The following is a 24,288-nucleotide window of genomic DNA, read 5'->3' on the forward strand; positions in this document are numbered from 1 at the left end:
GACCGGACAGGCCGACAGGGGCGCTCCCGCTCTCGCGGGGGCGCCCCTGTCGCGCGTGGTGACGGCGGGTGGTCTCAGCCGGCCAGGCAGGACGGGCCGAGCAGCACCTTCAGGTCGCCGAAGAGCGCCGGGTCGGGCTGCACCCGGTGCCGGTCGAGCCGGAGCACCGTGGTCTTGCGGGGGCCCTGGAGCCTGATCCGCACCTCGGTGTTGCCCCGGTGGTTGTTGAGCACCTCGCCGAGCCGGCTGACCATGGGCGGAGTGATCTTGACCGTGGGGATGGTCAGGATCACGGGCGCGTTGGTCCCCGCCGAGGAGAGGTCCGGGACCTGCATCTCCATGGCGACCAGCCGGGGCACGTCCTCCCGCTTGTCGAGCCGTCCCTTGACGAAGACGACGGTGTCCTCGACGAGCTGGGTGGAGACCAGCTGGTAGGTGGCCGGGAAGAACATGCACTCGATGGAGCCGGCGAGGTCCTCGACGGTGGCGATGGCCCAGGCGTTGCCCTGCTTGGTCATCTTGCGCTGGAGGCCGGAGATGATGCCGCCCACGGTGACGACGGCGCCGTCGGCGTGCTCGCCGCCGGTCAGCTGGGAGATCGAGGCGTCGGCCTTGTCGGACAGCACGTGCTCCAGCCCGAACAGCGGGTGGTCGGAGACGTACAGGCCGAGCATCTCGCGCTCCTGGGCCAGCAGGTAGGACTTCTCCCACTCGATGTCGGAGAACTCCACGTCGAGCCCGAAGCCCGGCTCGTCGCTCTCCTCCTCGCCCATGCCGCCGAAGAGGTCGAACTGTCCCTCGGCCTCCTTGCGCTTGACCTGCACCACGTTGTCGATCATCGGTTCGTGGTGGGCGACCAGGCCCTTGCGGGTGTGGCCCATCTCGTCGAAGGCGCCGGCCTTGATCAGCGATTCGACGGTGCGCTTGTTGCAGACGACCGCCTCGACCTTGTCCAGGAAGTCGGGGAAGCTGCTGTACTTCCCCTTCGCCTTGCGGCACCGGATGATCGAGTCGACGACGTTCTGGCCCACGTTGCGCACGGCGGTGAGGCCGAAGAGGATCACGTCGTCGCCCTGGGCGGCGAAGTTCGACAGGGACTCGTTCACATTGGGCGGCAGCACCTTGATGCCCATGCGGCGGCACTCGTTGAGGTAGACGGCCGACTTGTCCTTGTCGTCCTTGACCGAGGTCAGCAGCGCCGCCATGTACTCGGCGGGGTAGTTCGCCTTGAGGTACGCGGTCCAGTAGGTGACCAGGCCGTACGCGGAGGAGTGCGCCTTGTTGAACGCGTATCCGGCGAACGGGACCAGCACGTCCCACAGGGCCTGGATCGCCTCGTCGGAGAAGCCCTTCTTCTTGGCGCCGGCCTGGAAGAGGACGAAGTTCTTCTCCAGCTCCTCGGGCTTCTTCTTGCCCATCACGCGGCGCAGGATGTCGGCCTCGCCGAGCGAGTACCCGGCGACGATCTGGGCGGCCTTCTGCACCTGCTCCTGGTAGACGATCAGGCCGTAGGTGAGGCCGAGCGTCTCCTTGAGCGGCTCCTCCAGCTCCGGGTGGATCGGGGTGATCTCCTGGCGGCCGTTCTTGCGCTCGGCGTAGTTCGTGTGCGAGTTCATGCCCATCGGGCCCGGCCGGTAGAGGGCCGAGACGGCGGAGATGTCCTCGAAGTTGTCGGGCTGCATCTGGCGCAGCAGGGAGCGCATCGGGCCGCCGTCGAACTGGAACACGCCGAGCGTGTCACCGCGGCAGAGCATCTCGTACGTCTTCGGGTCGTCCAGCGGGAGGGCCAGCAGGTCCAGCTTGACGCCCTTGTTGGACTCCACCATCTTCACGGCGTCGTCCATGATCGTGAGGTTGCGCAGGCCGAGGAAGTCCATCTTCAGCAGGCCGAGCGACTCGCACTGCGGGTAGTCCCACTGCGTGATGGTGACGCCGTCGGTGTGCCGCACCCAGACCGGGGCGTGGTCGACGATCGGTTCGCTGGACATGATGACGCCGGCCGCGTGCACGCCCATCTGCCGGACCAGGCCCTCGACGCCCTTCGCGGTGTCGATGACCTTCTTCACGTCCGGCTCGTTCTCGTACATCCCCCGGATCTCGCCCGCCTCGCTGTAGCGCGGGTGCTTGGGGTTGGTGATGCCGTCGAGGTCGATGCCCTTGCCGAGGACGTCGGCGGGCATGGCCTTGGTGAGCCGGTCGCCCATCGCGTACGGGTAGCCCAGCACGCGGGCGGAGTCCTTGATGGCGTTCTTCGCCTTGATCTTGCCGTACGTGCCGATCATGGCGACCTTGTCGGCGCCGTATTTCTCGGTCACGTACCTGATCACCTCGACGCGCCGACGCTCGTCGAAGTCGATGTCGACGTCGGGCATGGAGACGCGCTCGGGGTTGAGGAACCGCTCGAAGATCAGCCCGTGCTCGATCGGGTCGAGGTCGGTGATGCCCATGGCGTACGCCACGATCGAGCCGGCCGCGGAGCCCCGGCCGGGGCCGACCGCGATGCCGTTGTTCTTGGCCCACATGATGAAGTCGGCGACCACGAGGAAGTAGCCCGGGAACCCCATCTGGATGATGACGTCCATCTCGTACTCGGCCTGCTTCTGCCGGTCCTCGGGGACGCCGCCCGGGAAGCGGCGGTTCATGCCGACCCGGACCTCCTCCTGGAACCAGGTGATCTCCGTGTAGCCCTCGGGGATCTCGAACTTCGGCATCAGGTCGCGCTTCTCGAACATGCCGGAGGTGTCGATCTGCTCGGCGACCAGCAGCGTGTTGCGGCACCCCTCCTGCCAGGCGTCGGAGGAGTCGACGGCGTACATCTCGTCGGTCGTCTTGAGGTAGTAGCCGGTGCCGTCGAACCGGAAGCGGTCCGGGTCGGAGAGGTTCTTGCCGGTCTGGATGCACAGCAGCGCGTCGTGCGCCGTCGCCTCATGGGCGTACGTGTAGTGCGAGTCGTTGGTCACCAGCGGCGGGATGTTGAGCTTCTTGCCGATCTCCAGGAGCCCGTCGCGGACCCGGTGCTCGATGTCGATGCCGTGGTCCATCAGCTCCAGGAAGTACCGGCCCTCGCCGAAGATGTCCTTGTAGTCGGAGGCGGCCTGGACCGCCTCGTCGAACTGGCCGAGCCGCAGCCGGGTCTGCACCTCGCCCGAGGGGCAGCCGGTGGAGGCGATCAGGCCCTCGGACCACTGGGAGATGGTCTCCTTGTCCATGCGCGGCCACTTCTGCAGCCAGCCCTCGGCGTAGGCGTCCGAGGACAGCTTGAAGAGGTTGTGCAGGCCCGTCGAGTTCGCCGCCCAGATCGTCTTGTGGGTGTAACCGCCCGAACCGGACACGTCGTCGCGCTTCTGGTGCGGCTGGCCCCACTGGATCTTCCGCTTGTGCTTGCGCGACTCCGGGGCGACGTACGCCTCGATGCCGATGATCGGCGTGACGCCCGCCTTCTTCGCCGAGTGGAAGAAGTCGTAGGCGCCGTGCAGGTTGCCGTGGTCCGTCATCGCGATGTGCGACATGCCCATTTCATTGCAGGCATTGAACATGTCCTTGAGCCGCGCGGCACCGTCCAGCAGCGAGTACTGGGTGTGGACGTGGAGGTGCGTAAAGGGCGGCTTGGTCACGGCGCTGTGCCTCCGGGAAACGGCTTTGGCGGGCTGGGGGGACAGCGTGGAAGTCTACGTCTTCGCGGTGACGGACGACGGGCACTCCCGGGTACGGTCGCGCGTTGTAGGGACCGGGAACCCCGTCCCATTTGTCAGGCACGGCGTCATGCACGCCAGGTATCAGGAGGCACCCGGAGATGTCGGAAGCGAAGACCGGTGCGGAGCGGCGCGGCGAGCGGATCCTTGAGGTCTTCGACACCGCGTTCGGGGAGCTGCTGGCCGCCGACCCGGCCGCCTTCCGGGTCAAGTTCCGCAAGATGGCGGGCTCGGCCTTCGCCTTCTACCGGGGCACGGCGTGCCTGTTCTACAACGATCTGGAGCAGGAGCGGCACGGCGGCCCGTACCTGGACGAGCGGACCGGCCGGGTGTGGATCCACGGCGATCTGCACGCGGAGAACTTCGGCACCTACATGGACGCCAACGGCCGGCTGATCTTCAACGTGAACGACTTCGACGAGGCGTACGTCGGCCCGTTCACCTGGGACCTCAAGCGGTTCGCCGCCTCCGTCGCGCTGATCGGGTACGCGAAGGCGCTGGGCGACGACCAGATCACCGAGCTGGTCCGGGTCTACGCCGCGGCCTACCGCGAGCGGATCCACGCGCTGGCGACGGGCGCGAAGACCGACGAGCTGCCGCCCTTCACGCTGGACACGGCCGAGGGCCCGCTGCTGGCCGCGCTGCGCGAGGCCCGGTCGCTGACCCGGTTCGGGCTGCTGGAGTCGATGACGGAGATCCGGGACTTCGAGCGCAGGTTCGCCCCGGGCGGCGGCTCGATCGACCTCGACGCGGCGACGCGCTACAAGGTGCTGGCCGCCTTCGACGGCTATCTGGAGACGCTGCCGGAGTCGAGCCTGGCCCGCCCCGACTCGTACCGGGTGAAGGACGTCGTCGGCCGTCGGGGCATCGGCATCGGTTCGGCCGGGCTGCCCTCGTACAACATCCTGCTGGAGGGCAACAGCGACGCCCTGGAGAACGACGTGGTGATCTACCTCAAGCAGGCGCAGACGCCCGCGGTCTCCCGGCACGTCACCGACGCGGCGGTGCGCGGCTACTTCCGGCACGAGGGCCACCGCACCGTGATCTCCCAGCGCGCCCTGCAGGCGCACGCCGATCCGTGGCTCGGCTGGACGGAGCTGGACGGGGCGGGGCAGCTGGTCGCCGAGGTGTCCCCGTACGCGGTCGACCTCGACTGGTCCGACATCGACGAGCCGGAGGAGATCGCGGCGGTCGTCGCCGACCTCGGCCGGGCGACGGCGACGATGCACGCCGCCGCGGACGACGAGAGCGGCCACTCGCTGGTGCCGTTCTCCACCGAGCGGGCGATCGACGCGGCGATCGCGGCGGACGAGGAGGGCTTCGCCGGCCTGCTGGTGGACTTCGCCCACGACTACGGCGCCCGTGCCCGCGCCGACCACCAGATCTTCGTGGACCTCTTCCGCAACGGCCGCATCCCGGGGCTGTAGCACCCCCCGGCCCCCTCATTCCCGGCCCCTTCGGGGTCCTCCACAGATTCTCATGCGACACTCCTCGACGATGGACATATCCGGGACGCAACTCAGGGCCGTGCGCGCGGCGCTCTTCACGGCGCTCGTCGTGACGCTCTCCGTCGCGTCCCACGTGCTGCTCTCCCGGGTCCCGCTGCCGCTGACCGTGGTCGGTCTGCTGGCCTGCGGGGTCTTCGGCGTGGCGTACGCGCTGGCCGGCCGGGAGCGCGGCTTCGGCGCGATCGCCGGGCTGCTGGTCCCGCTGGAGCTGGCCGCCGACACCGTCTTCACCACCGGCCAGCACCTCTGTTACGGGGCGGCGGGCGGCCCGATCGCCGGTCCGCTGCGCTCGGTCGGCGTCGATGTGCTGTGCGGGGGCGGCGAGGTCGGTACCGGTGTGGCGGGGGCCGGTGACGTCGGCGCCCCGTTCGCCTCGGTGACGGTGACCGACGCCGGGCACACGGCGGCCTCGCTGCTGGCCTCCCCCGGTCCGGCGGTGCCGTGGCTGCTGCTGGCCGCCCATGTGACGGTCGGCCTGTTCGCCGCGGCCTGGCTCCGGCGCGGCGAGGCGGCGCTGGTCGCCCTGCTGGGCGCGGCCGCCGCCCTGGCGTTCCGGCCGTTGCTGATCGCGGTCGCCGTGGCCGGTACGGTCCGCCGCTGCGCGCGCCGTCGGGTGCGGCCCGCCGGGCACGGCCCGCGCCCGCTCGTCCGCACCCGCCTGCTCGTGCACTCCGTGGGACGGAGGGGACCGCCGCGCTCGGCCGTCATCGTCTGAGCACGCCAGTCCCCCACCGACGTACCACCACACCCATGGAGAGAAGAACATGAGCAAGCGCAACAGCCAGGCCAACAAGGCGGCGGCCCGTGAGCGTCTGCGCGCCGAGCGCGAGCGGCAGGCCAAGCGGGACAAGACCCGTCGGCAGATCGTCGTCGGCGTCTCGATCGTGGGCGTCCTCGCGGTCGCGGGCGGCGTCGGCTGGGGTGTCATGCAGCTGAACAAGCCGTCCCACTGGGAGGCGGCCAAGGACGCGAAGAACGTGACCGCGCCCAAGAACACCTCGGGCGAGAACGGCACCACCGTCGTCATCGGCAAGTCGACCGCCAAGAAGACCCTGGAGCTGTACGAGGACTCGCGCTGCCCGGTCTGCGCCACGTTCGAGCAGGCCGTCGGCGAGCAGGTGCACAAGGACGTCGACGCCGGCAAGTACAAGATCAAGTACATCGGCGCCACGTTCATCGACGACGTCTCCGGCGGCGGCGAGGGTTCGAAGAACGCGCTGAGCGCCCTCGGCGCGGCGCTCGACGTCAGCACGGACGCCTTCCTCGACTACAAGGCCGCGCTCTACTCCGCGAAGTACCACCCGGAGGAGAGCGACGACAAGTTCAAGAAGGACTCCTACCTGATCGAGATCGCCGAGTCGGTGGACGCGCTGAAGGGCAACGCCGACTTCAAGAAGAACGTCGAGGACGGCACGTTCGACAACTGGGCGATGAAGATGTCCGAGACGTTCGACAAGAGCGGCGTGAAGGGCACCCCGACCCTGAAGATGGACGGCAAGAAGCTCACCGACGGCCAGAGCGAGAACGCCCCGATGACGGCGGAGGCATTCAACACCGCGATCACGGCCGCGCTGAAGGGCTGACCGGACGGCGACGCTCCGACAACGGATCCTCGACGGGCGGGCGAACTTCCCCTGTTCGCCCGCCCGTTGGCTTTACCCGCCAGTAGGATTTTTGTCCGTGACCAGTCACCAGAGTTCCTCGCCGCTCTCCTCCCCCAGCCGCCGCACGGTCGTCAAGGCCGCTGCCGCCACCGCCGTGGCGGCCCCCGTGCTGGGCGCCGCCACGGCCGCGCACGCCGCGGCCGGCCCCGCCTTCCTGCACGGCGTCGCCTCCGGCGACCCGCTCCCCGACGGCATCCTCCTGTGGACCCGCATCACTCCCTCCCCGGACGCCGTACCGGGCTCGGGCCTCGGCGCCGACACGGCGGTGCGCTGGGAGATCGCCGAGGACAAGGGCTTCGCCCGGGTCGTCGCGCGGGGCACCACCGTCGCGCGGGCCGCCTCCGACCACACCGTCAAGGCCGATGTGCGGGGCCTGGCCCCGGCCACCACGTACTGGTTCCGCTTCACGGCGGGGGACGGCACGGGGACCGTCTCGCCGACCGGCCGGACCCGGACGGCCCCGGCCGCCGGGGCGGCCACGCCCGGTGTCCGGTTCGGCGTGGTGTCCTGCGCCAACTGGGAGGCCGGGTACTTCTCCCCGTACCGTCACCTCGCCGCCCGCGCCGACCTCGACGCCGTGCTCCACCTCGGCGACTACATCTACGAGTACGCCTCGGGCAGTTACCCGGACGCGAAGTACGTCGTGCGGCCGCACGAGCCGAGGCACGAGATCCTCACCCTCGCCGACTACCGCACCCGGCACGGCGCCTACAAGACGGACACCGATCTCCAGACCCTGCACGCCACCCACCCGGTGATCGCGATCTGGGACGACCACGAGTTCGCCAACGACACCTGGTCGGGCGGGGCGGAGAACCACACCCCGGGCGCGGAGGGCGCCTGGGCGGACCGGGTCGCGGGCGCCAAGCAGGCGTACTTCGAGTGGATGCCTGTCCGCACCTCCACCGAGGGCACCGTCTACCGCCGGCTGCGCTTCGGCAACCTGGCCGACCTCCACCTCCTCGACCTGCGCAGCTTCCGCTCCCAGCAGGCGAAGATCGGCGACGGCGCGGTCGACGACCCGGAACGCACCATCACCGGCCGGGCGCAGCTGGACTGGCTGAAGGCGGGGCTGGCCGGATCGGACGCCGCCTGGAAGCTGGTCGGCACGTCGGTGATGATCTCCCCGGTCGCCTTCGGCTCCGTGCCCGCGCACCTGCTGGAGCCGCTGGCCGAATTGCTGGGGCTGCCCAAGGAGGGGCTCGCGGTCAACGTCGACCAGTGGGACGGCTACACGGACGACCGCAAGGAACTGATCTCGCACCTGCGGGACCGGTCGATCACCAACACGGTCTTCCTGACCGGTGACATCCACATGGCGTGGGCCAACGACGTCCCGGTGAAGGCGGCGACGTACCCGCTCTCCGCATCGGCCGCCACCGAGTTCGTGGTGACGTCGGTGACCTCGGACAACATCGACGACATCCTGCACGTGGCACCGCACACGGTCTCGGTGGTCGCGGCCGCCGCGGTCAAGGCGGCCAACCGCCATGTGAAGTGGGTGGACATGGACTCGCACGGCTACGGGGTCCTCGACGTGACCGCCGAGCGCTCGCAGATGGACTACTACGCCGTCTCCGACCGGACGAAGCAGGACGCGACGTCCGCCTGGACGCGCTCGTACCGGACGCTCAGCGGGACGCAGAAGGTCGAGCGGGTGGACCGCCCGGTGCTCTGAGGGATCATTTTCAGCCACCCTCTCGCATGTTGACGGCGGATTACGTCGTCACGGCGGGTGGCGTGTCCCACGGACCGAATGGGGACACACCACCCGCCGAGGTAACGCCCACGGTTACGTCGCCGTCTCAAACTCCGGAACCGGGGAAAGATTCCTCCCGCTTTCCCACCTTTGACACCTGCCCGATTGGGCTTGATCATTCCTCTTCCGCGTATGGCATGCGCACGTAATCTCCCGGCGGCGGGTGAGGAAATGCCTCCCCGACACATCCGCGAGGAGTCTCCGTGCGCACTCTTGCCCGTATATCGCCGCGTATGCGTAACCGTGCGATCGGCACCGCCGTCCTGGCCGGAACCCTGGCCCTGGCGCCGCTCTCCGCTCCTTCCGGCTCCACCGCCTCCGCCGCCGCCAAGACCTCCGCGGCCTCCGCCCAGAAGTGCGCGGACGACACGGGCACCTCCGCCACGGCCCGCGAGGCCCGCCCCTCGGGCACCACCCACACCGACGACCCCAACGAGGTCACCGCGGCCCAGGCCAAGGCCATGGACGCGCAGTTGAAGCAGAGACTCGCGGACCGGCGGGTCAACGGCCCCTCGCTCACCGCGGGCGCGACGATCCCGGTCTACTTCCACGTCGTGCACTCCGGGACGACCGGCAAGCTCAGCGCGGCCGACATCGACAGCCAGATGAAGGTCCTGAACGACGCCTACGCTGGGCAGGGTTCGGGCAACACGAACACGGGCTTCCAGTTCACGCTGGCCGGCACGGACTACACGGACAACAGCTCCTGGTACGACGGCGTCTCCCCCGGCTCCGCCGCCGAGAAGGCCATGAAGTCCTCGCTGCGCAAGGGCGGCGCGAACGCCCTCAACATCTACACCGCCAACCTCGGCGGCGGCCTGCTGGGCTGGGCCACATTCCCCAGCTCGTACAAGTCCAACCCCTCGGACGACGGCGTCGTCATGCTCGACGCCTCGCTGCCCGGCGGTTCCGCCACCAACTACAACCAGGGCGACACCGCCACCCACGAGGTCGGCCACTGGATGGGGCTTTACCACACCTTCCAGGGCGGCTGTAACGGCAACGGCGACTACGTCTCCGACACCCCGGCCGAGAAGACTCCCGCGTACGAGTGCCCGACCGGGCGTGACTCCTGCACCAGCAAGACCGGGGTCGACCCGATCCACAACTTCATGGACTACACCTACGACTCGTGCATGACCCAGTTCACCGCGGGCCAGGTGCAGCGCATGAACGACAGCTGGACCGCCTACCGGGGCTGATCCGCACCGCCACCACCGACGGGCCCCGCGACGCGCGGGGCCCGTCGCGCGGTCACAGCGTGGCGAGGAAACCGAGCGAGACCTTCCAGGCCAGCTCGGCCGACGCCTGGTCGAAATCGGGCAGTTCGGGATCGGTGAAGAGGTGTCCCGCGCCCGGGTAGCGGTAGATCTCGACGTCGGCCCCGGTCCGCTGCATCTGGAGATACCAGGTGTTCAGCCAGTCGTGCGTCTCGAACGCGTCCGGGTCGGCGACGTGCAGTTGCACCGGGAGTTCGTCCACCGAGGCGTTCTCGGCGATGTCCGAGGTGCCGTGGAACATCAGCAGCCCGCGGGCCTTCGCGTCACCGAGCGCCAGGGTCTGCGCGGTGGAGGCCCCGAACGAGAAGCCCGCGTACACCAGGCCCCGCTCGGAGTAGGGCGCGGCGGCGAGCACGGCCCGCCTGAGCAGCTCGTCCTTGCCCACCTCCTCCTTGAAGGCCAGGCCCTCCTCGACGGTGTCGAAGGTGCGGCCCTCGAAGAGATCGGGCACCTGCACCTCGTGTCCGGCGGCGCGGAGCCGGTCCGCCGCCGCGTGCACCGCGGGGCGCAGACCGTACGTCGAGTGGAAGAGCATGATGTTCATGGGGCCATGGTGCCAGCTGCGACCGGGCCCCGGATCCCGCCGGGTCCCGGAGTCCGCCGGGTCCCGGAGTCCGCCGGGCCCGGGGTTCCGGCCGCCCCGGCTCACCGCAGACTGCGCACGTCCAGCTGGCGCAGCACCCGGTCGACGATCTCCGGGTCCGTCCCCGCCTCGTTGCGGGCCGAGAGCACCGCGTGGCGGGCGGCCGACATCATCTCGCGCTGGACCCGGCTGACCGCCTTGAAGCGCTCGGCGCGCTGCGCGTACGCCTCGCGGCGCTCGTCGTCGACCATGTCGGGGCTGATCCGCGCCCCCATGTCGTACGCCATCCGCTGCAACCGCTCGGCGACCTCCTCCGGGAAGTCCTCCTCCGCCCGGATCTCCTTCAGCCGCTGCTTCGCGGCCCCGGCGGCGCGGATCGCGAGGTCCTTCTCCAGCGCCTCCTCGGCCGCGGTGTCCGCCTTGACGTGGAGTTTGCGCACCAGCCACGGCAGCGTGAGCCCCTGCACGACGAGCGTGGCCATGATCACGGCGAAGGCGATGAAGACGATCTCGTCGCGTCCGGGGAACGGCTGCCCGTCGTCCGTCTTCAGCGGGATCGCGAGCGCCAGCGCCACCGAGGCGACCCCGCGCATCCCGGACCACCACATCACGACGGTCTCCCGCCAGCTGGTCGGGATCTCCTCGCTGACGTCGCGCCGGGTGTGCAGCCGCTTGGCGAGCCAGGTCGCGGGCAGCAGGTACAGCAGCCGTACGCCGACGACGACCGCGACGACGGCCAGGCCCCAGCCCAGCATCTGGAGTTCCCGCCCGTCCGACGTCCCGAAGACGTTGTGCAGTTCGAGACCGATCAGGCCGAAGGCGACACCCGTGACGAGGGTGTCGACGATCTCCCAGAAGCTGCGGCCGGTGAGCCGGCCGAGCACGTCGTCGGCGTCGGCGGTGTGCTCGGCGAGGAAGAGCGCGGTGGTGAGGACGGCCAGGACCCCCGACCCCTTCAGCTCCTCCGCGAGCACGTAGCTCACGAACGGCACCAGCAGGGTGAGGCCGACCTGGAGCGTGGCGTCCCCGAGCAGACCCATGAGCTTGATCGTGAGCCAGCCCAGGACGAGCCCCACCGCCACGGCGACGACCGCGGAGAGGGCCAGCAGCCCGAACGCCTCGGGCAGCGAGAAGGTGCCGCTCACCGCGGCGGCGATGGCCACGTGGTACAGCACGATCGCGGTCACGTCGTTGAACAGCCCCTCGCCCTCCAGGATGGAGACCAGCCGGCGCGGCAGCCCGACCGATCCCGCGACGGCCGTCGCGGCGACCGGGTCGGGCGGGGCGACCAGCGCGCCGAGCGCCACGGCGGCGGCGATGGGCAGCCCGGGGACTATCGCGTTGGCGACCGCGGCAACCGCGGCCGTGGTGACGAAGACCAGGGCGACGGCCAGCAGAAAGATCGGTCGTTTGTTGGCGGCGAACTGCCGCCACGAGGTGCGCTGAACCGAGGCGTAGAGCAGCGGCGGCAACAGCGCCGGAAGAATGATCTCGGGCGGTATGTCCACGTTCGGCACGAAACTGACGAACGCCATGCCGACACCGGCGAGCGTCATCAGCACCGGCGCGGGCAGCCCCAGGCGCTCCCCGAGCGGGACCGTGACCACCGCCCCGAGCAGCAGCAGGAGGAGCAGTGCCATTTGGTCCACGGGATGCCTTCCGGAGCGCAGGGGGCCGGTTCACTCGACCGGCGGGCCGGCTCAAAGCCTGCCACGCCGGAGGCGCAATCCGGACAACACCCCCCTTCCTCCCGCCATTCGGCCGATATTCCTCCGATGTCTCCGCGACCGGCTCCCGCCGTCACGAGACGACTCGGCCCGACGGGAGGAACAGGAGGAAGGCCCCGCGCGGACCGGCTACAGGGTGCGTCGCATCGCCCGGTGGGGTATCCCGGCGTCGGGGAACTCCGGCCCGTACGCCACATACCCGAGCCGCTCGTAGAAACCGAGGGCGTGGGTCTGGGCGTGCAGGTCGACGGCGGTCAGGCCCAGCCCGCGTGCCGCGTCCTCGATGGCCCGGACCAGCGCGGCGCCGACGCCGAGGCCGCGGGCCGCCCCGGTCACCGCGAGCCTGCCGAGCGAGCCGACGGACGCGTCGCCCCCGGTCCGGCCGACGGCGGCCGGACCGTGCAGCAGCCGCCCGGTCCCCAGCGCCGTACCGTCCGCCGCGAAGGCGATCACATGGACGGCGTCGGCGTCGTGGACGTCGTACTCGATCTCCTCGGGCACCTCCTGCTCGACGACGAAGACCTCCTTGCGGACCTGGAAACAGGCCGCGAGATCCTGCTCGTCGGCAGCGGTGCGCGTGGTGTACGGGAGGGCCGGGCGGCCACTCACCGGCTCTCCGCCGCGATCTTGTCCAGGGCCTGCTGGAGGTCGTCCGGGTAGCGGCTGGCGAACTCCACCCAGCGGCCGTCGGCCGGGTGCTCGAAACCGAGCCGGACGGCGTGCAGCCACTGCCGGGTCAGGCCGAGGCGCTTGGCCATCGTCGGGTCCGCGCCGTAGGTGAGGTCGCCGACGCAGGGGTGGCGGTGGGCGGACATGTGCACCCGGATCTGGTGCGTGCGGCCCGTCTCCAGCTTGATGTCCAGGAGGCTGGCGGCGCGGTACGCCTCGATGAGGTCGTAGTGCGTCACGGAGGGCTTGCCCTCGGCCGTGACGGCCCACTTGTAGTCGTGGTTGGGGTGGCGGCCGATGGGGGCGTCGATGGTGCCGCTCATCGGGTCCGGGTGGCCCTGGACCAGGGCGTGGTACTTCTTCTCGACGACCCGGTCGCGGAACTGGCCCTTCAGCAGGGTGTAGGCCCGCTCGGACTTGGCGACGACCATCAGGCCCGAGGTGCCGACGTCGAGGCGGTGGACGATGCCCTGGCGCTCGGCGGCGCCGGAGGTCGAGATCCGGTAGCCGGCCGCGGCGAGACCGCCGATGACGGTCGTGCCGGTCCAGCCGGGGCTCGGGTGGGCGGCGACGCCGACCGGCTTCACGATCACGACGATGTCGTCGTCGTCGTGCACGATCTCCATGCCCTCGACGGGCTCGGCGACGATCTGCACCGGGGCGGCCGCCTGCGGCATCTCCACTTCCAGCCAGGCACCGCCGCTGACCCGCTCGGACTTCCCGACCACCGAGCCGTCCACCTGCACCTTTCCTGCGGCGGCCAGCTCGGCGGCCTTGGTGCGGGAGAAACCGAACATCCGGGAAATGGCGGCGTCGACGCGCTCGCCCTCCAGGCCATCGGGTACGGGCAGGGTGCGGACCTCGGGATGCGTACTCACCTGATCGAGTATGCCTTGCGCCCGCTAGTCCTTGTGCACGGTGCCGTCGGGGTCCAGGCCCTTGAAGGAGAGGATCACGATCAGGATGCCGCCGCAGACGATCGCGGAGTCGGCCAGGTTGAAGACGGCGAAATGGGCGGGGGCGATGAAGTCCACCACCGCGCCCTCGAAGACGCCCGGGGAACGGAAGATGCGGTCGGTGAGGTTGCCGAGCGCGCCGCCGAGCAGCAGACCGAGGGCGATGGCCCAGGGCAGGCTGTAGAGCTTGCGGGCGAGGCGGGCGATCACCACGATCACGGTCGCCGCGATGAAGGTGAAGATGATGGTGAACGCCTCGCCGAAGCCGAACGCGGCCCCGGGGTTGCGGATCGCGTTGAGCTGGAGCCAGTCGCCGATGAGCTCGATCGGCTCCTGGTGCTCCAGCTTCGCGACCACGATCATCTTGCTGATCAGGTCGAGGAGGTAGGCGAACACGGCCACCCCGAAGAGCACCATGATCTTCCGCTTGCCCCGCTCGGGGGTCGTCTCCCCGGCCCGGCCCGCTTCCCGGTCCTCGCTCCCGGTCTCCTCGGTCCCCTCAGTCTCGGGGATGTCCGGCGTACCGATGATGCGCTCCGCCTCTGCCACGTGAGTCCCTCAACCTAGGTTCCTGACTGAGGACGAGGGTACGACACACCGCACGGTTCAACCTCGGCGCTCCTGCTTCTGTTTGTCCTCGACACAGAGCGTGGCCCGCGGGAACGCCTGCATCCGGGCCTTGCCGATCGGTTTGCCGCAGACCTCGCACAGCCCGTACGTCCCGGCGTCCAGCCTGGCCAGGGCCCGTTCGCTCTGCTCCAGCATCTCCTGGGCGTTGGCGGCGAGCGACATCTCGTGCTCGCGGGTGATGTTCTTGGTGCCGGTGTCCGCGTCGTCGTCGCCCGCGCCGTCGCCGGAGTCGCGCATCAGCCCGGCGAGCGCCGCGCTGGCGGCCTCCATCTCGCTGCGCAGCCGCATGACCTCGCTGCTCAGCTCGGCCCGCGCCTCGGCGACCTCGTCCGGCGTCCAGGGATCCTCGCCCGGCCGGACCGCCAGTTCGCCGGGGATCGTCATGGCGGTCCCACGGGCCGGGGGCACGGGGGCCGGACCCCCGTCGACCGTGCGGGTCCGGGCCGCGCTCTTCTTGGCTACCACCGTGTGGGCTCCCGTCTGCTCGGCGGACTCGGCCGCCACCGTGGCCGCGTGGGCGGCCTCCTTCGTGGCCTTCGCGGCCGTGCTCCGGCCGACCCCGGCCTTCTTCGTGGGCGCCTTGCCGGCCGGCGGCCCGTGCCCGGCGTCCGTGTGATCGGCGGACGCCGGCCTCTTCTTCCCTGTCGTGCCTGTCGTGCTCCGGCTCGCCGCGGACTTCTTCGCGACGGGCTTCTTCGCGACGGACTTCTTCGTCGCCGTCTTCTTTCCGGCGGTCCCGGCGGTCGGGGCGGTCGCGGCGGTCTTCTCCGCCGCCGCTTCCCGAAGTCCGGATTCCGGGAGGGTCTCCGTGCCCGTCCGTGTGCCGGTCGTCCCGGCCGCCGCGCCCGTGGAGCTCGTGGGCGCCGTCTTCTTCGCGGCGGTCTTCTTCGCCACCATGGCCGCGGCCCCTTCACATATGGTGATCTTGCACGCGAATCGTGCTGGGACGATAAATCGACCCCAGCCCCGCGGCAACGGGGCACACCGCCGAATCGCTCCTCCCCACGTCGGGTTTCCGACCTGCCTGAATCCGTTGTGCCCAGCTCACCGCCCGGTAATCCGCCTCCCGGCCCCCCGCCCGGCCCGGTCCGCGCCCGTCTGGCCATTCGGGTCACGTCCCCGCCCGCCGCAAAACCGGTCGGCCCCGGCCCGCGAGGGCCCTTACACTTGCCACAGCGAGAGGCGTGGATGGGACGAGTAGCGTCATACGCAGCCAGGAGCGACCCGGGGACGGTGGAAGCCCGGGGGCGAGCGTGCCGTGAAGATCACCCGGAGCCGTCGGAAGAACGCTTTGGAACGGTGGGCTCCGCCCACGGGCGCAAGGCAAGTAGAACCGGCATCGCGCCCCAATGAGGGGGTCACGGGCGCATGCCCGGGGCCAAGGAGGGTGGTACCGCGGGAGCCGACGAGGCTCTCGTCCCTCCGACGGAAGTGGAAAACGTCCGCCGGAGGAAGTCCGCCCATGACATCGCCGCAGTACCGCCAGGTTCCCGCCCAGGTCGACCTGCCCGCGCTGGAGCACGCCGTGCTCGATTTCTGGCGCGAGAGCAAGGTCTTCGCCAAGACCCTCGAACAGTCCGAGGGCCGCCCCGAGTGGGTCTTCTACGAGGGCCCGCCCACCGCCAACGGCATGCCCGGCGCCCACCACATCGAGGCCCGCGTCTTCAAGGACGTCTTCCCCCGCTTCCGCACCATGCAGGGCTACCACGTCGGCCGCAAGGCGGGCTGGGACTGCCACGGCCTGCCGGTCGAGCTCGCGGTCGAGAAGGAGCTGGGCTTCAACGGCAAGAAGGACATCGAGGCGTACGGCATCGCCGAGTTCAACGCCAAGTGCCGCGAGTCGGTGACCCGGCACACGGACGCGTTCGCCGAGCTCACGACCCGCATGGGCTACTGGGTCGACCTCGACAACGCGTACCGCACGATGGACCCCGAGTACGTCGAGTCGGTCTGGTGGTCGCTGAAGGAGATCTTCAACAAGGGCCTACTGGTCCAGGACCACCGCGTCGCCCCCTGGTGCCCCCGCTGCGGCACCGGCCTGTCCGACCACGAGCTGGCGCAGGGGTACGAGACGGTCGTCGACCCGTCGGTCTTCGTCCGCTTCCCCCTCACCTCCGGCCCGCTCGCCGGCAGCGCCTCGCTCCTGGTCTGGACGACCACCCCCTGGACCCTGGTCTCCAACACCGCCGTCGCCGCGCACCCCGACGTCACCTACGTCGTCGCGACGAACGGCGAGGAGAAGCTGGTGGTCGCGCAGCCGCTCGTCGAGAAGGCGCTGGGCGAGGGCTGGGAGACCACCGGCGAGACCTTCACCGGACGCGAGATGGAGCGCTGGACCTACGAGCGCCCCTTCACCCTCGTCGACTTCCCGGCCGAGGCGCACTACGTCGTCAACGCCGAGTACGTGACGACCGAGGACGGTACGGGTCTGGTCCACCAGTCCCCGGCCTTCGGCGCCGACGACCTCCTGGTCTGCAAGGCGTACGGCCTCCCGGTCGTGAACCCGGTCCGTCCCGACGGCACCTTCGAGGAGGACCTGCCGCTGGTCGGCGGCGTCTTCTTCAAGAAGGCCGACGAGGCGCTCACCGAGGACCTGGCCGCCCGCGGCAAGCTCTTCCGGCACGTCCCGTACGAGCACAGCTACCCGCACTGCTGGCGCTGCCACACCGCGCTGCTCTACTACGCGCAGCCGTCCTGGTACATCCGCACGACCGCCGTCAAGGACCGGATGCTCCGGGAGAACGAGAAGACCAACTGGTTCCCGGACTCCGTCAAGCACGGCCGCTTCGGCGACTGGCTGAACAACAACGTCGACTGGGCGCTGTCCCGCAACCGCTACTGGGGCACCCCGCTGCCGATCTGGCGCTGCGAGGACGGCCACCTCACCTGTGTCGGCTCCCGCGCCGAGCTCGGCGAGCTCACCGGCACCGACCTGTCCGGACTGGACCCGCACCGCCCCTTCATCGACGAGGTCACGTTCACCTGCTCGCAGGAGAACTGCCGGCTGGAGGCGCGCCGCGTCCCGGAGGTCATCGACGCCTGGTACGACTCGGGCTCGATGCCGTTCGCGCAGTGGGGCTACCCGTACAAGAACAAGGAGACCTTCGAGAGCCGCTACCCGGCGCAGTTCATCTCGGAGGCCATCGACCAGACCCGCGGCTGGTTCTACACGCTGATGGCGGTCGGCACCCTGGTCTTCGACAAGTCCTCGTACGAGAACGTGGTCTGCCTCGGCCACATCCTCGCCGAGGACGGCCGGAAGATGTCCAAGCACCTGGGCAACATCCTCCAGCCGATCCCGCTCATGGACCAGCACGGGGCGGACGCGGTGCGCTGGTTCATGGCGGCCGGCGGCTCCCCGTGGGCGGCCCGCCGCGTCGGCCACAACACGATCCAGGAGGTCGTCCGCAAGACCCTCCTGACGTACTGGAACACGGTCGCCTTCCAGGCCCTGTACGCCCGTACGTCGAACTGGGCCCCCTCCGCGGCCGACCCGGCCCCGGCGGACCGCACGGTCCTGGACCGCTGGCTGCTGAGCGAGCTGAACGCACTGGTGGACCAGGTCACGCAGGCCCTGGAGGGGTACGACACGCAGCGCGCGGGCAAGCTCCTGTCGGCCTTCGTCGACGACCTGTCCAACTGGTACGTGCGCCGCTCGCGCCGCCGCTTCTGGCAGGGCGACAAGGCGGCGCTGCGCACCCTGCACGAGGTCGTCGAGACGGTGACCCGGCTGATGGCCCCGCTCACCCCGTTCATCACCGAGCGGGTCTGGCAGGACCTCGTCGTCCCGGTCACCCCGGACGCCCCCGAGTCGGTACACCTGTCCACCTGGCCGAAGGCGGACCCGGCGACGATCGACCCCGCCCTCTCCACGCAGATGGCGCTGGTGCGCCGGCTGGTCGAGCTGGGCCGGGCCACCCGCGCCGAGTCCGGCGTCAAGACCCGCCAGCCGCTGTCCCGGGCCCTGGTCGCGGTGGCCGGCTTCGAGACGCTCTCCCCCGAACTGCACGCCCAGATCACCGAGGAGCTGAACGTCTCCTCGCTGGCCTCGCTCTCCGAGGTGGGCGGCTCGCTGGTCGACACGACCGCGAAGGCCAACTTCCGGGCGCTCGGCAAGCGCTTCGGCAAGGGCGTCCAGGCGGTGGCCAAGGCGGTCGCGAACGCCGACGCGGCGGCCCTCTCGCTGGCCCTGCGCGAGGGCACCGCCTCCGTCGAGGTGGACGGCGAGACGGTCGCCCTCTCCCCGGACGAGGTGATCATCACCGAGACGCCGCGCGAGGGCTGGTCGGTCGCGTCCGACTCGGGCGCGACGGTCGCCCTGGACCTGGAGATCACCCCGGAGCTGCGGCGCGCGGGCCTGGCCCGTGACGCGATCCGGCTCATCCAGGAGGCCCGCAAGAACAGCGGCCTGGACGTGGCGGACCGCATCGCCGTCCGCTGGACGTCGTCCTCCCCCGCCACGGTGGAGGCGCTGACCGAGCACGCCGCCCTGATCGCGGACGAGGTCCTGGCCCTGGACTACGCGCAGGGCGAGGCGGACACGGCGTACGGCGAGCCGTTCACGGACGAGGGCCTGGCCCTGACGTTCCGCCTCCGCAAGACGGAGCAGTAGCCCGGAACGCCGAAGGGGCCCGGCGGACAGCTGTCCGCCGGGCCCCTTCCGTTCTCCCCGCACCGCGCCCGGGCCCGCCCACGGCAAAAGGGCCGGGCCCCGGGGAAACCCCGGGGCCCGGCCCTCAGCCTGCCGACGGCTACGCGCTCATCGCGCGCACCCGGCTCAGTTGTCGTCCTCGTCGATCAGGAACCCGCGCATCGGCGAAGGAGCCTGCTGCATCGGCTGCGGCGCCTGCGGCCGCACCGGCGCCATCGGCTGCGTCATCGCCGGCGACATCTGCTGCTGACCGCCGTACGAGGGGCCGCCACCCATGGACGGGTTGCCGCCGCCCATCGGCGGGTTGCCACCGCCCATGGTGTGGCCCATGGCACCCGCACCGGCCGGAGCCAGCGAGGGCGACGGCGGCAGCGAGGCGGTCGCCGGGGTCCGCGGCGGGGCCAGCGAGTCGTCGGCCTGGGTCTCCAGCTGACGCAGCTGGCTCTCCAGGTAGGACTTCAGACGGGTCCGGTACTCGCGCTCGAAGCCGCGCAGGTCCTCGACCTTGCGCTCCAGCGTCGCGCGGGCCGACTCCAGCGAGCCCATCGCCACGCGGTGCTTCTCCTGCGCGTCCCGCTCCAGCGCGTCCGCCTTGGCACGGGCGTCCCGCTCCAGGCCCTCGGCGCGGCTGCGCGCCTCGCCGACGATCTTGTTGGCCTCGGAACGGGCCTCCGCGATCGCCTGGTCGGCCGTCTGCTGCGCGAGCGAGAGGACACGGGCGGCGCTGTCGCCGCCGGGGCCCTGACCGGGCTGCTGCATCTGCGGCTGCTGCATCTGCTGCATCTGCTGCTGGGGGGCATGACCGCCCATGGGACCACCCATCGGGCCACCCATGGGACCGCCCTGCATCGGACCGGGGCCGTGCGGGCCCTGCGGGCCGGGGCCGTGCTGGCCCTGGGGGCCGGGACCGTGACCGCTGGGGCCGGCGGGCAGCTGCGGAGCACCACCGGGCAGCTGGGGGGGACCCATCTGCGGGGGCTGCTGCTGGACCGGCGGTCCCGATATGGCGGCGGGCACGGGTGCGCCGGGCCTGTCCTGGGGCTCCGGCTTGCGCATGCCCTGCTGCTGGTTCTGCGCGGCGGCACGCGTTGCGGCGGCCAGCTTCGCGCGCAGATCCTCGTTCTCACGGAGCAGGCGGGTCAGCTCGGACTCGACCTCGTCGAGGAAGGCATCGACCTCGTCCTCGTCATAGCCTTCTCGGAGGCGGACGGTCGTGAACTGCTTGTTCCGCACGTCCTCAGGAGTCAGCGGCATCTCTTCTTCACCTCTACGTAGTCGTCGGCAGTCGGCAAGACCGTATCGCTCACAGCCTGATCACGATGCCGATCAGGATGTAGACGATGATCATCAGAACGAAGAAGGACAGGTCGAGTGCCACGCCCCCGAGACGCAGCGGCGGGATGAACCGCCGCAGAAGCTTGAGCGGTGGATCGGTGACAGTGTAGGTGGCCTCAAGTATGACCACCATCGGCTTGCCGGGCTGCCATGAACGCGCGAACTGGAAGACGTAGTCCATGACCAGCCGGAAGATCAGCACGATGAGGAAACACATCAGCGCGACATAGACAACTTGCACGGCGACGCCCATTTCGCGCTTCCCTCTCCCCTGGCTCTCGTAGCTCCGGCCTCACGGCCGGGGTTGTTCCCGTTGTCGTGTTCTCAGCTCTGGTTGAAGAATCCGCCCTCAGCGATGCGGGCCTTGTCCTCCGCCGTGACATCGACGTTAGCAGGCGACAACAGGAACACCTTCTGCGTCACACGCTCAATGCTGCCATGGAGTCCGAAGACGAGGCCCGCGGCAAAGTCGACAAGTCGCTTGGCGTCCGTATCGTCCATCTCCGTGAGATTCATGATCACCGGAGTGCCCTCACGGAAGTGTTCCCCGATGGTACGGGCCTCGTTGTAGGTCCTGGGGTGCAGCGTGGTGATGCGGTAGGGCTCCCGCTCGGACACGACCTTGGGCATGATCACCGGTGCGTTCTTCTCCATGTTCGGACGTTCAGGTGTGATGGATGCCACGGGAGCGATCCGGGCGGGTCGTTCCCTTTCCGCCGGGATCTGAACCGGCTCCCGCTGCGCGGGGGGCTGCACCGCTCGTACCGGTTCCTCCCGCTCCCGTTCGCGGTCCCGCTCCACCTGATGCGCGGGCTGGTGCCGCCGCCGGTCCCGCTCGGGCTCCGGCTCGGGTTCGAATTCGTCGTCGGGGTCGAACCCCGGACCGTCGTACCCATCGTCCTCCACGAGGCCGAGGTAGACCGCCATCTTGCGCATCGCGCCGGCCATGCTCCGAGTCCTCCGCTCTGTGGTGGATCGGCATATGTCACCAAGTGCCCCGCGATCCACTGAGGTCTGCCCGCCATCAGCGGGAATGACCATATTTTCTGCTGTGGTCCGACCTGCTTGGCGACGTTACCCGAGCCCGGGTCGGACTCCGAGTACCGCCGTACCGACGCGCACATGTGTCGCCCCGGCCGCGACCGCGTCCTCGAGGTCCGCGCTCATTCCTGCAGAGACCATGTTCGCAGCCGGATGGTTCCCGCGCAGCCGGGATGAGAATTCCATCAGCCGGTCGAAGGCGGCCCGTTGCCGTCCCGCGTACGGTCCGGAGAGCGGTGCGACGGTCATCAGACCGTCGAGCCGCAGGCCCGGCGCGGAGCCGACCGCGGCGGCCAACTCCTCGATCCCGTCGGGCGCGACGCCGCCCCGGTCGCCCCGTTCGCCGCTCTCCGCGTCCAGTGCCACCTGGATGAGGCAGCCCAGTTCGCGTCCCTCGCGCACGGCCGCCGACGAGAGCGCGGTGACCAGTTTGACCCGGTCCACCGACTGCACGACATCGGCATAACCCGCCACGGAGCGAACCTTATTGGTCTGCAATTGACCGACAAAGTGCCACGTGAGCGACAGATCCGCACATTCGGCTGCTTTGGGGGCCGCGTCCTGGTCACGATTCTCCGCGACATGACGCACACCGAGTTCGTGCAGAATCCGCACATCGCTGGCGGGGTAGGTCTTGGTGACCACGATGAGGGTCACTTCGTCCCGCCCGCGCCCCGCGGCGGAACAGGCGGAAGCGATACGTTCCTCCACCCGTGCCAGGTTTTCGGCGAGTTGGGTTCTACGGTCCGTCATGCCCTATCAGTCCAACCAGACATATCCGGCGAGCCGCCCGGTGGTGCGGTCGCGGCGGTACGAGAAGTGGTCGCTCGATTCGAGGGTGCAGACCGGGGAGGCCCGGCGGTCCTCGACCCCGAGCGCCTCCAGCTGGGCATGGACCCCCGCGACGACATTCACGGCCGGGGTGCCCCAGCTGGTCTCGGACCAGGCCGCGGGGACGCTCCGGGCGACCTCGGCGCGCATCTCGGCCGGGACCTCGTAGCACCGCCCGCAGACCGCCGGCCCGGTGCGGGCGACGATCCGGGAGACCTCGGCGCCGAGCCCGGTCATGGCCTCGACCGCGGCGGGGACGACCCCGGCGACCAGGCCGGGACGGCCCGCGTGCGCCGCGGCCACGACCCCGGCGACCGGGTCGGCGAGCAGTACGGGGGTGCAGTCGGCCGTGAGTACGGCGAGCGGGAGGCCGCGCCGCGCGGTCACCACCGCGTCGACCGCGGGTATCTCCTCGGCTTCGCCCCACGGGCCGTCGACGACCACGACGTCCCTGCCGTGCACCTGGTTCATCCAGACGACCCGGGCCGGGTCCAGACCGAGATCGTGGGCGGCGCGCTCGCGGTTGGCCAGAACGGCGGCGGGGTCGTCTCCGACCGCGCCGCCGAGGTTGAGCTCCTCGTAGGGGGCTGCGCTCACTCCGCCCCACCTGTCGGTGAAGGCGAAGTGCGCGTGGCCCCCGGAGGCTACTGCGTGGTGCCGGTCTATCACTTCAAGAAGTCCGGAACATCCAGCTCTTCGGCCTGGGAGTCCTGGTAGGGACGGGCCGAGGGGACCTGCGGCGGGGCGACCGGCGGCAGGTGGCTCTCGCTCACCACCGGCTTGGGCTCCACCTGGACCGGCGGCTCCTCGCGGATGGGCACGGAGCCCAGTCCACCGCTCTGGCGCACCGGCTCGGCGGAGCGGACCGGCGGGACCTGCTCCTCGCGCTTGGCGGAGCTCGCGCCCAGGACGTTCTCGCGGCGGGCCGGCGGCTGTCCGCCGTCGAAGCCGGCCGCGATCACGGTGACCCGCACCTCGTCGCCCAGCGCGTCGTCGATGACCGCGCCGAAGATGATGTTCGCCTCGGGGTGCGCCGCCTCGCTCACCAGCTGGGCGGCCTCGTTGATCTCGAAGAGACCGAGGTCGCTGCCGCCGGAGATGGAGAGCAGGACACCGCGGGCGCCGTCGATGGACGCCTCCAGGAGCGGCGAGGAGATCGCCATCTCCGCGGCGGCCACCGCGCGGTCGTCGCCGCGGGCCGAGCCGATGCCCATGAGCGCCGATCCGGCCTCGGACATGACCGACTTGACGTCGGCGAAGTCGAGGTTGATCAGACCGGGCGTGGTGATGAGGTCGGTGATGCCCTGGACGCCCGAGAGCAGCACCTGGTCGGCCGACTTGAACGCGTCGAGCACGCTGACCTGGCGGTCCGAGATGGACAGCAGCCGGTCGTTGGGGATGACGATGAGGGTGTCGACCTCTTCGCGGAGCTCGGCGATGCCGTCCTCCGCCTGGTTCGCGCGTCGCCGGCCCTCGAAGGTGAACGGGCGGGTGACCACGCCGATCGTCAGGGCGCCCAGCGAGCGGGCGATGTTGGCGACGACGGGTGCGCCGCCGGTGCCGGTGCCGCCGCCTTCTCCGGCGGTGACGAAGACCATGTCGGCCCCCTTGAGGACCTCCTCGATCTCCTCACGGTGGTCCTCTGCCGCCTTGCGACCGACGGCCGGGTTGGCCCCGGCGCCGAGGCCGCGGGTGAGTTCGCGGCCGACGTCGAGCTTGACGTCGGCGTCGCTCATCAACAGGGCTTGCGCATCAGTGTTGATCGCGATGAACTCGACGCCCTTGAGACCGACCTCGATCATTCGGTTGATGGCATTGACACCACCGCCGCCGACACCGATGACCTTGATGACTGCGAGGTAGTTCTGCGGTGCTGCCACGTCGAAGGCCTCTCGCCTCGAGTTACGTGTCGTCGCTGCGCGCTGTTCCCGCCGCGACGACGGATGCCGATTGGGACGGTCC

Annotated in this window: 19 protein-coding genes; 6 read left to right on the top strand and 13 right to left on the bottom strand. The window is 70.2% G+C overall.

Annotated features, from left to right (window positions below; translation table 11 throughout):
- Positions 1–74: 74 nt before the first annotated feature.
- Positions 75–3,614, bottom strand: a complete 3,540-nt coding sequence (dnaE, locus tag ACFYW1_RS06180) for a DNA polymerase III subunit alpha (RefSeq protein ID WP_388987720.1) — start codon at positions 3,612–3,614, stop codon at positions 75–77.
- 179 nt (positions 3,615–3,793) lie between these two features.
- Between dnaE and ACFYW1_RS06185 the strand changes: the two genes are divergently transcribed.
- From ACFYW1_RS06185 to ACFYW1_RS06205, 5 genes are all read left to right on the top strand, one after another.
- Positions 3,794–5,119 carry a DUF2252 domain-containing protein gene (locus tag ACFYW1_RS06185; RefSeq protein WP_388987723.1) on the top strand — a complete coding sequence of 442 codons (1,326 nt, stop codon included), beginning with the start codon at positions 3,794–3,796 and terminating at the stop codon, positions 5,117–5,119.
- 70 nt (positions 5,120–5,189) lie between these two features.
- Complete coding sequence (locus ACFYW1_RS06190; RefSeq protein ID WP_388987726.1) at positions 5,190–5,915, top strand: hypothetical protein; 726 nt, start codon at positions 5,190–5,192, stop codon at positions 5,913–5,915.
- Positions 5,916–5,964: 49 nt separating this feature from the next.
- A complete protein-coding gene (locus ACFYW1_RS06195; RefSeq protein ID WP_388987729.1) occupies positions 5,965–6,783 on the top strand; it encodes a DsbA family protein in 819 nt (272 codons plus the stop codon).
- A 97-nt stretch (positions 6,784–6,880) separates the two neighbouring features.
- On the top strand, positions 6,881–8,542 hold the full coding sequence (locus tag ACFYW1_RS06200) for an alkaline phosphatase D family protein (RefSeq protein ID WP_388987732.1): 1,662 nt from the start codon (positions 6,881–6,883) through the stop codon (positions 8,540–8,542).
- Between the two features lie 314 nt (positions 8,543–8,856).
- Positions 8,857–9,825 (top strand): zinc metalloprotease, encoded by a 969-nt coding sequence (locus tag ACFYW1_RS06205; RefSeq protein WP_388987735.1) that lies wholly within the window; start codon positions 8,857–8,859, stop codon positions 9,823–9,825.
- 52 nt (positions 9,826–9,877) lie between these two features.
- Here ACFYW1_RS06205 and ACFYW1_RS06210 read toward each other — a convergent pair whose 3' ends face one another.
- The 6 genes from ACFYW1_RS06210 to ACFYW1_RS06235 form a co-directional block, all read right to left on the bottom strand.
- A complete protein-coding gene (locus ACFYW1_RS06210; protein ID WP_356932269.1) occupies positions 9,878–10,447 on the bottom strand; it encodes a dienelactone hydrolase family protein in 570 nt (189 codons plus the stop codon).
- A gap of 101 nt (positions 10,448–10,548) precedes the next feature.
- Complete coding sequence (locus tag ACFYW1_RS06215) at positions 10,549–12,135, bottom strand: Na+/H+ antiporter (RefSeq protein ID WP_388987739.1); 1,587 nt, start codon at positions 12,133–12,135, stop codon at positions 10,549–10,551.
- Between the two features lie 207 nt (positions 12,136–12,342).
- Positions 12,343–12,822: a GNAT family N-acetyltransferase gene (locus ACFYW1_RS06220; protein WP_388987742.1), complete on the bottom strand. Its 480-nt coding sequence runs from the start codon at positions 12,820–12,822 to the stop codon at positions 12,343–12,345.
- Positions 12,819–13,760 carry an RluA family pseudouridine synthase gene (locus tag ACFYW1_RS06225; protein WP_388987745.1) on the bottom strand — a complete coding sequence of 314 codons (942 nt, stop codon included), beginning with the start codon at positions 13,758–13,760 and terminating at the stop codon, positions 12,819–12,821. Before ACFYW1_RS06225 ends, ACFYW1_RS06220 begins: the two co-directional genes overlap by 4 nt.
- A 24-nt stretch (positions 13,761–13,784) precedes the next feature.
- Positions 13,785–14,387 carry a signal peptidase II gene (gene lspA / locus ACFYW1_RS06230; RefSeq protein WP_388987748.1) on the bottom strand — a complete coding sequence of 201 codons (603 nt, stop codon included), beginning with the start codon at positions 14,385–14,387 and terminating at the stop codon, positions 13,785–13,787.
- A 57-nt stretch (positions 14,388–14,444) separates the two neighbouring features.
- The gene (locus tag ACFYW1_RS06235) at positions 14,445–15,365 is read right to left on the bottom strand and encodes a TraR/DksA family transcriptional regulator (RefSeq protein ID WP_388987751.1); all 921 of its coding nucleotides are present in this window, start codon (positions 15,363–15,365) and stop codon (positions 14,445–14,447) included.
- 565 nt (positions 15,366–15,930) lie between these two features.
- Between ACFYW1_RS06235 and ileS the strand changes: the two genes are divergently transcribed.
- Positions 15,931–19,080 carry an isoleucine--tRNA ligase gene (gene ileS / locus ACFYW1_RS06240; RefSeq protein ID WP_388987754.1) on the top strand — a complete coding sequence of 1,050 codons (3,150 nt, stop codon included), beginning with the start codon at positions 15,931–15,933 and terminating at the stop codon, positions 19,078–19,080.
- A gap of 165 nt (positions 19,081–19,245) precedes the next feature.
- Here the strand turns inward: ileS and ACFYW1_RS06245 are convergent, their stop codons facing one another.
- The 6 genes from ACFYW1_RS06245 to ftsZ all read right to left on the bottom strand — a co-directional run bounded on the left by ACFYW1_RS06245 (position 19,246) and on the right by ftsZ (position 24,206).
- Positions 19,246–20,373, bottom strand: a complete 1,128-nt coding sequence (locus tag ACFYW1_RS06245) for a DivIVA domain-containing protein (protein WP_388987757.1) — start codon at positions 20,371–20,373, stop codon at positions 19,246–19,248.
- A gap of 49 nt (positions 20,374–20,422) precedes the next feature.
- A complete protein-coding gene (locus ACFYW1_RS06250; protein WP_388987759.1) occupies positions 20,423–20,707 on the bottom strand; it encodes a YggT family protein in 285 nt (94 codons plus the stop codon).
- A 71-nt stretch (positions 20,708–20,778) separates the two neighbouring features.
- Positions 20,779–21,402 carry a cell division protein SepF gene (locus ACFYW1_RS06255; protein WP_148834397.1) on the bottom strand — a complete coding sequence of 208 codons (624 nt, stop codon included), beginning with the start codon at positions 21,400–21,402 and terminating at the stop codon, positions 20,779–20,781.
- A 126-nt stretch (positions 21,403–21,528) separates the two neighbouring features.
- A complete protein-coding gene (locus ACFYW1_RS06260) occupies positions 21,529–22,248 on the bottom strand; it encodes a YggS family pyridoxal phosphate-dependent enzyme (protein ID WP_388987763.1) in 720 nt (239 codons plus the stop codon).
- A gap of 6 nt (positions 22,249–22,254) precedes the next feature.
- On the bottom strand, positions 22,255–22,995 hold the full coding sequence (gene pgeF, locus ACFYW1_RS06265) for a peptidoglycan editing factor PgeF (RefSeq protein WP_388987766.1): 741 nt from the start codon (positions 22,993–22,995) through the stop codon (positions 22,255–22,257).
- A complete protein-coding gene (ftsZ, locus tag ACFYW1_RS06270; protein ID WP_356932259.1) occupies positions 22,992–24,206 on the bottom strand; it encodes a cell division protein FtsZ in 1,215 nt (404 codons plus the stop codon). The genes pgeF and ftsZ overlap by 4 nt, the downstream gene beginning before the upstream one ends.
- Between the last annotated feature and the right edge of the window lie 82 nt (positions 24,207–24,288).

It is taken from the genome of Streptomyces sp. NPDC002669, from assembly GCF_042889165.1.
Taxonomy (GTDB): Bacteria; Actinomycetota; Actinomycetes; order Streptomycetales; family Streptomycetaceae; genus Streptomyces.

Coding starts and splice junctions, on each gene's coding strand:
- ACFYW1_RS06260 (WP_388987763.1), bottom strand. CDS start 22,248: ATGACGGACCGTAGAACCCAACTCGCCGAAAACCTGGCACGGGTGGAG.
- ACFYW1_RS06255 (WP_148834397.1), bottom strand. CDS start 21,402: ATGGCCGGCGCGATGCGCAAGATGGCGGTCTACCTCGGCCTCGTGGAG.
- ACFYW1_RS06235 (WP_388987751.1), bottom strand. CDS start 15,365: ATGGTGGCGAAGAAGACCGCCGCGAAGAAGACGGCGCCCACGAGCTCC.
- ACFYW1_RS06210 (WP_356932269.1), bottom strand. CDS start 10,447: ATGAACATCATGCTCTTCCACTCGACGTACGGTCTGCGCCCCGCGGTG.
- ileS (WP_388987754.1), top strand. CDS start 15,931: ATGACATCGCCGCAGTACCGCCAGGTTCCCGCCCAGGTCGACCTGCCC.
- ACFYW1_RS06205 (WP_388987735.1), top strand. CDS start 8,857: ATGCGTAACCGTGCGATCGGCACCGCCGTCCTGGCCGGAACCCTGGCC.
- ACFYW1_RS06195 (WP_388987729.1), top strand. CDS start 5,965: ATGAGCAAGCGCAACAGCCAGGCCAACAAGGCGGCGGCCCGTGAGCGT.
- ACFYW1_RS06190 (WP_388987726.1), top strand. CDS start 5,190: ATGGACATATCCGGGACGCAACTCAGGGCCGTGCGCGCGGCGCTCTTC.
- ACFYW1_RS06245 (WP_388987757.1), bottom strand. CDS start 20,373: ATGCCGCTGACTCCTGAGGACGTGCGGAACAAGCAGTTCACGACCGTC.
- ACFYW1_RS06250 (WP_388987759.1), bottom strand. CDS start 20,707: ATGGGCGTCGCCGTGCAAGTTGTCTATGTCGCGCTGATGTGTTTCCTC.
- ACFYW1_RS06185 (WP_388987723.1), top strand. CDS start 3,794: ATGTCGGAAGCGAAGACCGGTGCGGAGCGGCGCGGCGAGCGGATCCTT.